Source organism: Enterobacter sp. WCHEn045836, assembly GCF_003965585.1.
GTDB lineage: Bacteria > Pseudomonadota > Gammaproteobacteria > Enterobacterales > Enterobacteriaceae > Enterobacter > Enterobacter dissolvens.
Genome location: NZ_RXPT01000005.1, coordinates 290922 through 302926 on the forward strand (window position 1 = coordinate 290922; position 12005 = coordinate 302926).

The window sequence follows — 12005 nt, forward strand, 5'->3', positions numbered from 1 at the left end:
CGGTTATTCCGTTGGCAGACTTTTGCTCAGGCGTTCCACGACCCTGACCAGCTCTGCCACGGAGCGTACCTGCATCTTCTCCATCACGCGGCGGCGATGGACTTTCACCGTAATTTCACTCACCCCAAGCTCGGCGGCGATCTGCTTGTTCAGCAGGCCGCTTATCGCCAGCTGGAGCACTTCATGTTCGCGCGGCGTGAGGGACATATGGCGCTGCTTCAGAGCATAGTGCTCTTTATTGCGTGCGGCGTTGTTTTCCGCCAGCCGGAGCGCGGATTCAATGGCGTCGATAAGCGCGGCGGATTCAACCGGTTTGGTCAGAAATTCGTAGGCTCCGCCTTTGATGGCGCGAACCGACATGGGAATAGTACCGTGGCCGGTGAGAAAAATAATCGGGATCTCGCGTCCGCTGTCCCTGAGGGCATCAGCAACCTCGAAACCGGAGATGGTGGGCATTTGCATATCGAGGATCACGCATGAGGGCAGGTCCTCGAAGCGGTGCTGAAGAAACGCTTCTGCCGAGGAAAATCCGATGGCCTGTAAGCCTGCCGATTCCAGCAACCCGGCGACCGAGTGCCTGACGGCGTCATCGTCATCAACCACATACACAATGTGTTCCATTCACCGCCCCGGTGTGTGATCAGCAAAATTTGAGAGTAAAAACAGTCCCTTTCGATGGAAAGAGACGGTTTGCCATGCTCATTTATACTAACACATTAGCGACCATTATCATTTAACAATATGATAATGATATGAATATGAAGTGTAATCAAAATGTGGCCAGGTGGTGAGTGACGAAGCGCTGTTTTTATGCACCAACAAGCTCAATCCGGTTACCGTCGGGGTCGGCAATCACCGCCTCATAAAATCCGTCTCCCGTCATCCGCGGCGCGCTGAGCAGCGTGCCGTTTGCCCGTGCCGTCTCCGCCATGCTGTCCACCGTGGCTTTGCTGCCAACGTGCAGGGCGATATGCGCCCAGCCGATAAACTCCGGGTGCGCGGGCGCGTCGGGCAGCTCCGGGACGGTCATTAGCTCAATCGTTGGTCCGTCATCCAGGGTAATAAAATGGGATTCAAAGCCCGGACGATTTTTACTGACGTAGCGTGCGTTGCTGCGGCCATTAAACACCGTTTCCCAGAACTGAACCTGGGCGTTAAGGCTGCGGGTCCAGAGTGCGACATGTGCAATATTCATTGTAACCCTCGTTGTTTGTGTTGCGCGGTTATGCAACATTATGCGCATTGATACTCGATTAGAATTTTTAAAGGACTTTCAATGCTCGATTATGCAGCTTTTCCTGAACAGCGACAAGAGCGGATCCGCCAGATCCTTCAGAAGAGCGGAAGGGTGGTCTGTACCGAGCTGGCGAGCCAGATGAACGTATCCGAGCACACGATTCGCCGTGATTTACATGAACTTAGCAAAGAGGGCTATTGCAAAAAGGTCTACGGTGGCGCGGTGCTTCAGCTTCCGGATGCGGGTAATTTTTTAAGCCGCGAGCAGAAAATAAGTGCAGAAAAGCACACAATCGCGCATAAAGCAGCAACGCTGGTTCAGGCGGACGGGTGCATTTTTATCGACGCGGGGACAACAAACCTGGCGCTGGCGAAAGCCCTCCCGGCGGATCTCCACGTCACGGTGGTGACCAACTCCCCGGCCATCGCCACGGAACTGCTGCGCCATCCCCTGTGCGAGGTGATCATCACTGGCGGGCAGATCCAGCGGGCATCCGGCGGGTCGGTGGGCGCCACGGCCGCCGGTCAGATCCGGGGCATCATCTTCGATCAGGCCTTTATTGGCGGCTGCGCGATGGATCCGCAGATGGGGCTCACTGGCTTTGACTTTGCCGACTGCGAATTCAAAAAGGCGGTTATCGCCCAGAGCAACCAGACCATCGTGGCCCTGACGGCAGATAAACTTCCCGGCGTGGCGCGCTTTGTGGTGGCGACGTGCCAGGACATTGATGTGCTGGTGGTAGAAGAGGCGCTGGAACAGGGCGTTGTCGACGCGTTTGCGGCACAGGACATTCGCATTGTGTGCGCCTGAGGACTTTCACAGGTAAAACAGTCTACACTCTGGTTTTGAGCGCTAAATGCTGAGGACATAACAATGCACTACACACTGAAAGACGGCGACAAGGATAAAGCGGAAGGGACACAGGGCGCACTGCAGCAAAAGCTGCTGGAATCCCGCTCGATTGTTATCTCCGGTGAAATCAACCAGGCGCTGGCTGAGAAAGTCATCACCCAGTTGATCCTGCTGCAAAGCGTGAGCAACGATCCGATCAAACTGTACATCAACAGCCAGGGCGGTCACGTGGAAGCCGGTGATACCATTCACGACTTCATCAAGTTCATCCGCCCGGACGTGCACGTGATCGGCACTGGTTGGGTGGCAAGCGCCGGGATCACCATCTTCCTGGCGGCGAAAAAAGAACATCGCTACTCGCTGCCAAACACCCGCTTTATGATCCACCAGCCGCTGGGCGGCGTGCGCGGTCAGGCGACGGATATTGAGATTGAAGCGCGCGAGATCATCCGCATGCTGGATCGCGTGAACAAGCTGATCGCTGATGCCACCGGCCAGCCGCTGGAAAAAGTGAAAAAAGATACCGATCGCAACTTCTGGATGTCTCCTGCAGAAGCGCTGGATTACGGCATTGTGGGTAAACTGATTACCCATTATGACGATCTGAAGCTGGATTAAGTTTTTATCGCCGTGTACGTGTCGGGTGGCGGCTACGCCTTACCCGACCTACGCGTGCTGGTTTGACCCATGACAAGTTCCCCCTCTGCCTTCTTGCCTATAATCGCGCCTGTTTCCCCTCTCACTGGTGCTATCCATGGCGTATCAACTGAACCTGAACTGGCCGGAATTTCTTGAGAAATACTGGCAAAAACAACCCGTTGTGCTGAAAAATGCCTTCCCGAATTTTGTCGACCCGATTACCCCGGACGAGCTGGCAGGTCTGGCGATGGAGCCGGAGGTCGACAGCCGTCTGGTGAGCCATTGCAACGGAAAATGGCAGGCCAGCAATGGTCCGTTTGACCACTTCGACGGTCTGGGCGAAAGCGGCTGGTCGCTGCTGGCGCAGGCGGTAAACCACTGGCATATGCCGGCGGCGGAGCTGGTGCGCCCGTTCCGCGTGTTGCCGGACTGGCGTCTGGATGATCTCATGATCTCCTTCTCCGTGCCGGGCGGCGGCGTGGGGCCGCATATCGATCAGTACGATGTGTTCATCATTCAGGGGATGGGCAGCCGTCGCTGGCGCGTGGGTGACAAGCTGCCAATGCGTCAGTTCTGCCCGCATCCGGCGCTGCTGCATGTGGATCCGTTTGAACCGATCATCGACGAAGATCTGGCGCCGGGCGATATTCTCTACATTCCACCAGGATTCCCGCACGACGGCTTCACCCATGAAACCGCGCTGAACTACTCTGTGGGTTTCAGGGGGCCAAACGGCCGCGATCTGATCAGCAGCTTTGCCGATTACGCCCTGGAAAACGATCTGGGCGGGGAGCATTACAGCGATCCGGATCTGACCTGTCGCGAACACCCTGGGCGCATTGAGCAGTACGAGCTCGATCGCATTCGCCAGATGATGATCGACATGATCGGTAAGCCTGAGGATTTCACAAAATGGTTCGGCAGCTTTGTCTCCACGCCGCGTCACGAGCTGGATATCGCCGCCGCCGAGCCACCGTATGCGCCGGAAGAGGTGCTGGACGCGCTGCAGGGGGGTGAGAGGTTGTCTCGCCTGAGCGGCCTGCGCGTGCTGAATATCAACGGCAGTTTCTTTATCAACAGCGAACAGCTGGAGACGGTAGACGCGAAGGCGGCGGATGCGCTGTGCCGCTACACCGAGCTGGGCCAGGCCGAGCTGGGCGATGCGCTGAACAACCCGGCGTTTGTCGAGGAGCTCACCGGGCTGATTAACCAGGGGTACTGGTACTTCGACGAGTAGTGCTGTACGGTTTTCTCCCTCTCCCTGTGGGAGAGGGCCGGGGTGAGGGCATCAGGCCGCACTAGTCCTCCTCCATCGCAATCACAATCGCTTCACCCATCTTCTTCAGCGCCTCGTGATGTTTCTCCGTCGGCGGTAGCGCCACGTTGATCCGCAGGCAGTTACGGTACTTTCCGGAGGCGGAAAACAGCGACCCGGCCGCGGCCTGGATCTTCAGGCGACACAGCTGCTTGCTGACGCACACCATATCGACCTTCTCCGGCAGCTCCACCCACAGTAAAAAACTGCCCTGCGGGCGCGTCACGCATATGTCTGCCGGAAAATACTGCCGTACCCAGCAGGTATAGGTTTCCATATTCTGCTGATAAATCTGGCGCATACGCCGCACGTGGCGATGATAATGGCCGTCGCGGATAAACGCCGCCACCGCCATCTGCGTGCCTGGCACGTTAAACCCACCCGCGGCGTATTTCATGTGCATCACCCGGTCGTAGTAGCGTCCCGGCACAATCCAGCCGACGCGTAACCCCGGCGCCACGGTTTTGGTAAACGAGCTGCAGAGGATCACGCGGCCATCAATATCCATGGAGTGAATGGTCCGCGGGCGCGGGTATTCCGCCGCCAGCTCGCCGTAGATATCATCCTCAACGATCACGATATCGTGCCGCTGGGCCAGGGCCAGCACCTGCTTCTTACGCGACTCCGGCATGATAAACCCAAGCGGATTATTGCAGTTGGGTACCAGGATCACAGCTTTGATGGGCCACTGCTCCAGTGCCAGCTCCAGTGCCTCAATGCTGATCCCGGTTTGCGAATCGGTCGGAATTTCTATCGCCTTGATGTCAAACCCGCGCAGCATCTGCATGGTGCCGTGGAACGACGGCGACTCGACCGCCACAATGTCTCCTGGTTTACAGACCGACAGCAGGGCGATGGAGAGCGCGCCGTGGCAGCCGTTGGTGATCACAATCTCGTTCGCCGCCACGGTGGAACCCCCGTCGAGCATCAGCCGGGCGATTTGTTCGCGCAGCTCCAGACGGCCGTCGAGTACGTCATAGCTCAGCATTTCGGCGGGATTGTGCTGTGCGATGCGGCTCATCTCACGCCACAGGGGCTTCAGGCTCGGCTGGTTAACGTCTGGTGAACCGCCGCCAAAGGAGATCATCTCTTTGTCGGCGCGGGCATCCAGCAGCATCATCACCTCATCCCACTGGGTGACGTCCACCGGGCGCTGCACCGGACGCGTCATGGCCGGCACCGGCGGCTGGGCCTTGCGCTTAGACACAAAATAGCCGGAGCGTGGCTGGGGGGTGATGAGCTGAAGGTTTTCGAGGATCTGATAGGCCTGCTGTATGGTGCTGATGCTCACGCCGTGCTCCTGGCTCAGCGCACGTACCGACGGCAGACGTTCACCGCTGCGATACAGCCCTTGTTCAATGCGTTCTGCCAGTAGATTGGCCAGATGTTGGTAGCGCGTCATGCTGTATCCTTTGTTGTCACCATACAGATTACAAAACCAGTACAGATTGCCGCAAAAAACGGCATGCAGATACTGTTTTAGCGGATCTGTATGTTAAACAAAAGTTGTTTTTGAGTCTGTATTGCTAAGTCCGTTTTCCACGATCATAGCCCCACTGACACGGTGAGGAGAGCATCATGGAATTCTACGAAAATCGTTCAAAACGTCCGTTTATCGCGTTTGTGTGGGTAGCTAAAACGCTGCGTAACTGGTATCGCGTCAACCGTACCCGCCGCATTCTGAGCCAGATGAGCGACGAGCAGCTCAAGGACGTTGGATTGTCCCGCAATGATATTTAAACCGTAAGCCGGGTAAGGCGCAGCCGCCACCCGGCAATGCTCAGCTGAACAGTTCAAGCGTCTGCTGTTTCGGCCTTTCCAGCAGTTCAACCGCCTCCTGATATGACCGCACGTTGTTATAGCCCATCACCAGCCCGTAGCGTTTGCCCGACCCGCGATACCACTCTGAAAGGGCATTCACCTGCAGCTGCTGCGCTTGCCAGCAGCGCGCCACCTCCCGATCGTTGCTGCCTTTTGCCAGGAACGCCACGATATGCATTCCGCCGTCGTTTTGCTCGGTGAAAAACAGATCGCCATACACCTCACGCAGGGCGGCAATCATCCACTCCCGGCGGGTCTGGTACAGCGTGCGCATCTTCTTGAGATGACGGAAAAAATGTCCTTCGTTGAGAAAGGTCGTGAGGATTTTTTGCGTCAGTACCGGCTGGCCGCTGGCGACGATGTCGGCGCAGTCGGTAAACGCCTCAACCGTGCTGGCGGGCATCACGATGTAGCCCATGCGTAAGGACGGCATAATGGTTTTGCTGAAGGTGCCCATAAAGATCACCCGGTCATGGCGGTCGAGGCTTTTCAGCGACGGTAGCACCTTGCGGGTGTAGTGAAATTCCCCGTCATAGTCATCCTCAATGATCCACGCCTCATTCTGGCTCGCCCAGTCGAGAAGCTGCTGTTTACGCGGCAGCGAGAGCGTCACCGCCAGCGGGCTCTGGTGCGACGGGGTGACGATGGCAAAACGGGCGTCGCGGTGATGGCGCAACAGGTACTCCGTGTCGATACCGCTGCGATCGACCGGTACGGTGTGCAGACGCGGGACGATCCGCTTAAGCAACTGCTGGCCCATAAAATAGCCCGGATCTTCAAACACCACTTTGTCGCTGCGACTGGCGAGCGTATCAAGGATCAGGCGCAGGCTGCCGCTGTAGCCGCTGGTGATCGCGACCTGTTCGGCGGTACACGAAAGCCCACGCGAGATATTCAGATAGCGGGCAATAGCCTGGCGCAGCGGATACCAGCCCGGAACCGGCGGGTTGAGCATCTCTTCCGGACGCATGGAACGCGTCGCCTGACCTGCCAGCAGCAGCCATTTTTTATAGGGAAAGCTGTCGAGAGAGGGAATGCCGGGGCGCAGAAAACCTGCCCGTTCACGTTGGCTGATAAGCGAGGCCGGGAGCGTACCGGTGGTCTGTTCCGTTGGCGCTGGCGTCGCCGGCAGCAAGAGATCCGGATTGACCCGCGTGCCGCGTGCGCCCTGGCTCACCAGATAACCTTCGCCGATCAGAATGGCATACGCCGTTTCGACGGTTTTGCGCGCCACTTTCAGCTCTTCGGCCAGCACGCGGATGGCGGGCACCTTATCGCCAGGCTTCAGCACGCCGCGGGTAATATTGTCGCGATAGCGGGTATAAATGTCGTGATAGCCCGGCTTCATGTCCTACCTCATTTCACGCTTTTTGTACCTTTTTACTATGTCATTATCCGCGTAGATTGTCCTCATCGCATGACACATGCTACACAAAAAGAGGAAAGACAATGAGCACTCGCGTAAACCACCATAAAGCCACCCCTGCCCTTGCCAACGCGCTGTCCGCCCTGAGCATGGAAGTGGCGAAAACCTCCATCGACCCGGCGCTGAAGCACCTGATCGACATTCGCGTTTCACAGCTGAACGGCTGTACCTTCTGCCTGGACATGCACTCGAAAGAGGCCAAAATTGCCGGTGAGCGCGAACTGCGCCTCTACCACCTGGCGGCCTGGCGTGAGTCGCCGCTGTTCAGCGCCCGCGAGAAAGCGGCGCTGGCCTTCGCCGAAGCGTTGACCCAGATTGGCGTTCACGGGGTGAGCGACGCGCTGTACCGCAGCGTGGCGGAACACTTTTCGGACGTGGAGATTTCGGAGTTGAACTTCGCCATCGTGGCGATCAACGCCTGGAACCGTTTAGGTATCACCTCGCGCATGGCGCCCGGCTCGCTGGACGCGGCTTACGGGCTGAACAAGGCTAACCTGGAATAATCCCGCGCTCGCGGATCATCGCCACCAGCGCCCGCAACCCCGGCGGTACGTGGCGATGGCCCGGATAGTAAAGACGCAGCCCGGCAAACGGCTGCGTCCAGTCGTTTAACACGCTCACCAGTTCCCCGCTTTTCAGTTCATCCCGGATATAGAGTTCCGGCAAGAAGCCAATCCCCAGACCCGCTTTGACCGCGCGGATCGAGGCAAAAAGATCGGATGTCGCAAAACGCGGCGGCACGGCCAGGGCATACTCTTCTCCCCGGCGGGCCAGCTCCCAGCGGTAGATCCCGCCGTGGGCCATGCGCATCCCGATCCCCTGATGCAGCAGCAGATCCTCCGGCGTGTGCGGCATACCGTGGCGGGCAAAGTAGTCCGGTGTGGCGGTCACGAGCTGGCGGATCTCACCGGTCAGCGGCACGGCGATCATGTCCTGCGGCACCGCCTCTTCAAGGCGGATCCCGGCGTCGTAGCCTTCGGCGACGATATCGATCATCCGCGCCTCGCTCACCGTTTCAACACGCATTTTCGGGTAGCGGATCATAAAGTCGATCAGCAGCTGGTCCAGAAACAGGGTGCCAATATTGTTCGGCACGTTCAGGCGCAGGGTGCCTGCGGGTTCGCCGGTGTCGCTGTGGATCTCTTCCCCGGCCTGACGAATTTCCTGAAGCGCCGGGCCGATGCGCGCCACATAACGCTGCCCGGCGTCGGTGAGCGCCACGCTGCGGGTAGTGCGGTTAAAAAGACGCGTCTCGAGGCGGCTCTCCAGCCCGGCGATGGCATTGCTGACCGCCGTGGCGGACATGCCCAGCTCCAGGGCCGCACCGCGAAAACTGCCGCGTCGTACCACCGCCATCACCACTTCCAGCTCTGTTAACCCTGAACGATGCATAGATTATCCTGATAATCGGAATAACCCTTGTAGCATAGCGTGGATTATCGCAACAGAGAAGCCGTGCCAGACTGTGCTCACACAGCCTGAGGAGGTTTATATGCACCACATCGAACAGATCTTTATTAACGGCGAGTTTGTTACCCCGCATGGCACCGAGCGTTTTGATTTATACAACCCGGCGACGGCACAGGTCATAGGGCAGGTGCGTCTGGCAGATGAGGTCGACGCTGAACGCGCCATTGCGGCAGCCAAAGCCGCTTTTCCGGCGTGGTCGCAGACCACTAAACAGGAACGGATTGCTGCGTTAACGCGTATGCATGCCGCTGTTGCCGCCCGTCACGATCAACTGCTGGAGGCGATAATCGAAGAGTACGGCGCACCGGCCGCGCGCTCGGCGTGGATGGCCAGTTATCCGGCCGATGTCATAGCCCAGGCGATTGAGGCCCTGGAGGCGTTTGAATTTTCATTTTCAGCGGGGGCGGCATCGGTGCAGATGACGCCGCTAGGCGTTGCGGGCCTGATCACGCCGTGGAACAGCGATGCGGGGTTTATCTGCGGCAAACTGGCGGCGGCGCTCGCGGCGGGCTGCACGGCGGTGATCAAGCCCAGTGAAATGAGCGCCCTGCAAACGCAGATTATCACCGGGGCGCTGCGTGATGCCGCATTGCCACCGGGCGTGTTTAATATCGTGACGGGGCGGGGTGATACGGTTGGCGAGACCATTAGCCGTCACCCGGACGTGGCGAAAATCTCGTTCACGGGGTCGACGAATACCGGCAAAGCGATTCTGCGTAACGCAGCGGAAAGTTTTAAGCGCGTCACGCTGGAGTTAGGCGGTAAATCGCCGACGATTTTGCTGGATGATGTCGATCTGGCCCAGGCGATCCCGCTGGTGATTCAGGCTGGATTTATGAACAGCGGCCAGGCGTGCGTGGCCGGCACCCGTATTCTGGTGCCGCAGTCGCGCAAGGCCGAGATGGAAACCGCCCTGGCGCAGGCGGTGGCGGCGGTGAAATCGGGCGATCCGCGCGATAGCGCGACAGAGATTGGCCCGATGGTCAGCGAAAAGCAGTGGCTGCGGGTACAGGGGTATATTCGCAAAGGGCTCGACGAAGGCGCGCGACTGCTGGCGGGGGGAGAAGGACGCCCCGAAGGCACGCGAGACGGCTGGTTTGTGCGCCCGACGCTGTTTACTGATGTGAACAACCAGATGACCATCGCGCGTGAGGAAATTTTTGGCCCGGTGCTGTGCATTATTCCTTATCAGGACGAAGCGGAGGCTGTCGCGATGGCCAACGATACCGAGTACGGCCTGAGCGCGATGGTGCTGGGTCGTGATACCGGGCGTGCGCGTCGCGTGGCGCAGCAGATTGTTTCTGGCCGCGTGCTGGTGAACACCCTCGCGCATGAGCCAAAAGCCCCGTTTGGCGGGTTTAAACACTCCGGGATGGGGCGTGAGATGGGGGAATGGGGGATCGGGGCGTTTATGGAGCCGAAGTTGATTATGGGTTAAACCCTGCCCGGTGGCGCTACGCTTACCGGGCCTACAAAAACCGTAGGCCGGATAAGCGCAGCGCCATCCGGCACAACACTTCGCTCCATACCGAAGCATCCTTGTAATCTGTCCTGCATTCTCTCCACACCATCACAACGGAGAGACCTTCATGATCGCAGTCATTTTCGAAGCTAACGCCGCGCCGGCGCATCAGGCGCGCTACCTGCAGCTCGCGGCCGAACTTAAACCCCTGCTGGCAGATGTTGACGGTTTTATCGATATCGAACGTTTCCAGAGCCTGACCACCGACGGCAAAATTCTCTCGCTCTCCTGGTGGCGGGACGAAGAGGCTATCCGCAACTGGAAGCAGAACGTCTTTCATCAGGCCGCGCAGGCCGAGGGGCGGGAGTCGATTTTTACCTACTACCGCATTCGGGTGGCACAGCTGGTGCGGGAATACAGCGCCGAAAACGGAGGGCACGCGGATGTATGATGTTCATGTGATTTTTAACGATACGCCGGGTGAACTGGCGCGCTTTGGTCAACTGTTGGGCAGTAAGGGGATTGGGCTGGAAGGCGGTGGCGTATTCGGCGTTGAGGCACATTTTCTGGTGGAAGACGGCGAAAAAGCCCGCCATGTTCTGCTTGAGGCCGGATTTAACCTGAAAGCGGTTCGTCGGCCCATCATCAGAAAACTGCGGCAGGAACGCCCCGGCGAGCTGGGGGAGATAGCTGCCGCACTGGCGGCTCGCGGGGTGTCTATTCTTACCCAGTACAGCGACCACGCGAATCACCTCAATCTGCTGACGGATAATGATAAGCTGGCCGCAGCGATCACCGAATCCTGGGCAACCTATGTTAAAGACGAGCTTACCGCCAGATAACAGCGCGGCGCTGGAGCAGGCCATTGCCGCAGTGGCAGCCGCAATGGCCGATCCGTCGCGCGTGAAAATGCTTTGTGCGCTGATGGACGGACGGGCGTGGACGGCCACCGAGCTGAGCGCGGCGGCGGATGTGGCACCGTCTACCGCCAGCGGGCACCTTGCGCGGCTGCTGGACGGAAAGCTCATTACCTGCCTGTCGCAGGGGCGCCATCGCTATTATCGCCTGGCAGGGCATGACGTAGCGGAGCTGGTCGAGCAGATGATGGGGCTGTCGTGGCACCGTATTTCCCCGCCGGAAACCAGCGCGCCAAAAGCCCTGCGTGAAGCCCGCACCTGCTACGACCATCTGGCGGGCGCGGTGGCGGTGCAGATCTACGATTTCATGCAGGCCGAGAGTTGGCTGGAGCCAGACGGTTCGGCACTGACCCTGTATGGCCGGGAGCAGTTCCTGAAACTCGGTATTCCGTTAAGCATGCATCCCCGCCGAAAGGCCTGCTGCGCCTGTCTGGACTGGAGCGAGCGGCGGTTTCATCTGGGCGGCGAAGCCGGTGCGGCGCTGCTCATGCATCTGGAAAGCAAGGGCTGGATCCAGCGGGTAGCGGGGTATCGGGAGGTGGTGCTTACGGCTTCGGGGAAGGGGGCCATTACCCGACATTTTAGCCGCTAAACTCCGCTGCGGGCTGTACCCTCACCCTAACTCTCTCCTGCCGGGCTGAGGGTTCCCCAGTAATTTTTTAACCATAAGCGATAACGCTGCTCTCAGAATGACTGAGAGCATTCAGCGATGCCCAGGTCCGGCTGTAAATCGCTGAGGCGTTTCCTGCAGGCCGGGGCGAGGCGCATGGATGCGGCGAGAGGGCGGCTTTACAGGGACGTTACATCCGCCCGTCCCCGATAAGCCGGAAGGAATAAGCAGAAGGCACCGCGAAGCGGCGATTTAC

General features: G+C 58.7%; 14 protein-coding genes. 9 read left to right on the forward strand and 5 right to left on the reverse strand.

Features of this window, described 5'->3' with window-relative positions:
- Positions 1–3: 3 nt before the first annotated feature.
- Positions 4–621, reverse strand: a complete 618-nt coding sequence (locus EKN38_RS09115; protein WP_014830502.1) for a response regulator transcription factor — start codon at positions 619–621, stop codon at positions 4–6.
- 187 nt (positions 622–808) lie between these two features.
- Positions 809–1195, reverse strand: a complete 387-nt coding sequence (locus EKN38_RS09120) for a VOC family protein (protein ID WP_014830503.1) — start codon at positions 1193–1195, stop codon at positions 809–811.
- Positions 1196–1276: 81 nt separating this feature from the next.
- On the opposite strand from EKN38_RS09120, the gene EKN38_RS09125 reads away from it, so the two are divergent.
- The 3 genes from EKN38_RS09125 (at position 1277) to EKN38_RS09135 (ending at position 3965) form a co-directional block, all read left to right on the forward strand.
- Positions 1277–2047: a DeoR/GlpR family DNA-binding transcription regulator gene (locus tag EKN38_RS09125; protein ID WP_014830504.1), complete on the forward strand. Its 771-nt coding sequence runs from the start codon at positions 1277–1279 to the stop codon at positions 2045–2047.
- Between the two features lie 63 nt (positions 2048–2110).
- Positions 2111–2707 (forward strand): ATP-dependent Clp protease proteolytic subunit, encoded by a 597-nt coding sequence (locus tag EKN38_RS09130; protein WP_014830505.1) that lies wholly within the window; start codon positions 2111–2113, stop codon positions 2705–2707.
- Between the two features lie 136 nt (positions 2708–2843).
- Positions 2844–3965, forward strand: coding sequence for a cupin domain-containing protein (locus EKN38_RS09135; RefSeq protein WP_014830506.1), 1122 nt, complete (start codon positions 2844–2846; stop codon positions 3963–3965).
- A gap of 61 nt (positions 3966–4026) precedes the next feature.
- Here EKN38_RS09135 and EKN38_RS09140 read toward each other — a convergent pair whose 3' ends face one another.
- Positions 4027–5445, reverse strand: coding sequence for a PLP-dependent aminotransferase family protein (locus EKN38_RS09140; protein WP_014830507.1), 1419 nt, complete (start codon positions 5443–5445; stop codon positions 4027–4029).
- 176 nt (positions 5446–5621) lie between these two features.
- On the opposite strand from EKN38_RS09140, the gene EKN38_RS09145 reads away from it, so the two are divergent.
- Entirely contained in the window at positions 5622–5783 is a 162-nt protein-coding gene (locus EKN38_RS09145) for a DUF1127 domain-containing protein (RefSeq protein WP_014830508.1), read from the forward strand.
- A 40-nt stretch (positions 5784–5823) separates the two neighbouring features.
- Here the strand turns inward: EKN38_RS09145 and EKN38_RS09150 are convergent, their stop codons facing one another.
- Positions 5824–7212 (reverse strand): PLP-dependent aminotransferase family protein, encoded by a 1389-nt coding sequence (locus EKN38_RS09150; protein ID WP_014830509.1) that lies wholly within the window; start codon positions 7210–7212, stop codon positions 5824–5826.
- Positions 7213–7313: 101 nt separating this feature from the next.
- On the opposite strand from EKN38_RS09150, the gene EKN38_RS09155 reads away from it, so the two are divergent.
- Positions 7314–7793, forward strand: coding sequence for a carboxymuconolactone decarboxylase family protein (locus EKN38_RS09155; protein WP_014830510.1), 480 nt, complete (start codon positions 7314–7316; stop codon positions 7791–7793).
- Here EKN38_RS09155 and EKN38_RS09160 read toward each other — a convergent pair.
- Positions 7780–8682, reverse strand: a complete 903-nt coding sequence (locus EKN38_RS09160; RefSeq protein ID WP_014830511.1) for a LysR family transcriptional regulator — start codon at positions 8680–8682, stop codon at positions 7780–7782. The two genes, EKN38_RS09155 and EKN38_RS09160, sit on opposite strands and share 14 nt — an antisense overlap.
- 100 nt (positions 8683–8782) lie before the next feature.
- Here EKN38_RS09160 and EKN38_RS09165 point away from each other — a divergent pair, with 100 nt between their 5' ends.
- The 4 genes from EKN38_RS09165 (at position 8783) to EKN38_RS09180 (ending at position 11731) form a co-directional block, all read left to right on the forward strand.
- Positions 8783–10198, forward strand: a complete 1416-nt coding sequence (locus EKN38_RS09165) for an aldehyde dehydrogenase family protein (protein ID WP_126522009.1) — start codon at positions 8783–8785, stop codon at positions 10196–10198.
- Positions 10199–10349: 151 nt separating this feature from the next.
- Positions 10350–10673, forward strand: coding sequence for an antibiotic biosynthesis monooxygenase family protein (locus EKN38_RS09170; protein WP_014830513.1), 324 nt, complete (start codon positions 10350–10352; stop codon positions 10671–10673).
- Positions 10666–11064 (forward strand): amino acid-binding protein, encoded by a 399-nt coding sequence (locus EKN38_RS09175; protein WP_126522011.1) that lies wholly within the window; start codon positions 10666–10668, stop codon positions 11062–11064. The genes EKN38_RS09170 and EKN38_RS09175 overlap by 8 nt, the downstream gene beginning before the upstream one ends.
- Positions 11036–11731 carry an ArsR/SmtB family transcription factor gene (locus tag EKN38_RS09180; protein WP_014830515.1) on the forward strand — a complete coding sequence of 232 codons (696 nt, stop codon included), beginning with the start codon at positions 11036–11038 and terminating at the stop codon, positions 11729–11731. Before EKN38_RS09175 ends, EKN38_RS09180 begins: the two co-directional genes overlap by 29 nt.
- The last annotated feature ends 274 nt before the right edge of the window (positions 11732–12005 follow it).

What these genes read in the sequence shown, in the direction of transcription:
- EKN38_RS09140 (WP_014830507.1), bottom strand. Translation starts at nt 5,445, where the DNA reads ATGACGCGCTACCAACATCTGGCCAATCTACTGGCAGAACGCATTGAA.
- EKN38_RS09125 (WP_014830504.1), top strand. Translation starts at nt 1,277, where the DNA reads ATGCTCGATTATGCAGCTTTTCCTGAACAGCGACAAGAGCGGATCCGC.
- EKN38_RS09160 (WP_014830511.1), bottom strand. Translation starts at nt 8,682, where the DNA reads ATGCATCGTTCAGGGTTAACAGAGCTGGAAGTGGTGATGGCGGTGGTA.
- EKN38_RS09150 (WP_014830509.1), bottom strand. Translation starts at nt 7,212, where the DNA reads ATGAAGCCGGGCTATCACGACATTTATACCCGCTATCGCGACAATATT.
- EKN38_RS09145 (WP_014830508.1), top strand. Translation starts at nt 5,622, where the DNA reads ATGGAATTCTACGAAAATCGTTCAAAACGTCCGTTTATCGCGTTTGTG.
- EKN38_RS09120 (WP_014830503.1), bottom strand. Translation starts at nt 1,195, where the DNA reads ATGAATATTGCACATGTCGCACTCTGGACCCGCAGCCTTAACGCCCAG.
- EKN38_RS09175 (WP_126522011.1), top strand. Translation starts at nt 10,666, where the DNA reads ATGTATGATGTTCATGTGATTTTTAACGATACGCCGGGTGAACTGGCG.
- EKN38_RS09165 (WP_126522009.1), top strand. Translation starts at nt 8,783, where the DNA reads ATGCACCACATCGAACAGATCTTTATTAACGGCGAGTTTGTTACCCCG.
- EKN38_RS09180 (WP_014830515.1), top strand. Translation starts at nt 11,036, where the DNA reads ATGTTAAAGACGAGCTTACCGCCAGATAACAGCGCGGCGCTGGAGCAG.
- EKN38_RS09135 (WP_014830506.1), top strand. Translation starts at nt 2,844, where the DNA reads ATGGCGTATCAACTGAACCTGAACTGGCCGGAATTTCTTGAGAAATAC.
- EKN38_RS09170 (WP_014830513.1), top strand. Translation starts at nt 10,350, where the DNA reads ATGATCGCAGTCATTTTCGAAGCTAACGCCGCGCCGGCGCATCAGGCG.
- EKN38_RS09130 (WP_014830505.1), top strand. Translation starts at nt 2,111, where the DNA reads ATGCACTACACACTGAAAGACGGCGACAAGGATAAAGCGGAAGGGACA.
- EKN38_RS09155 (WP_014830510.1), top strand. Translation starts at nt 7,314, where the DNA reads ATGAGCACTCGCGTAAACCACCATAAAGCCACCCCTGCCCTTGCCAAC.
- EKN38_RS09115 (WP_014830502.1), bottom strand. Translation starts at nt 621, where the DNA reads ATGGAACACATTGTGTATGTGGTTGATGACGATGACGCCGTCAGGCAC.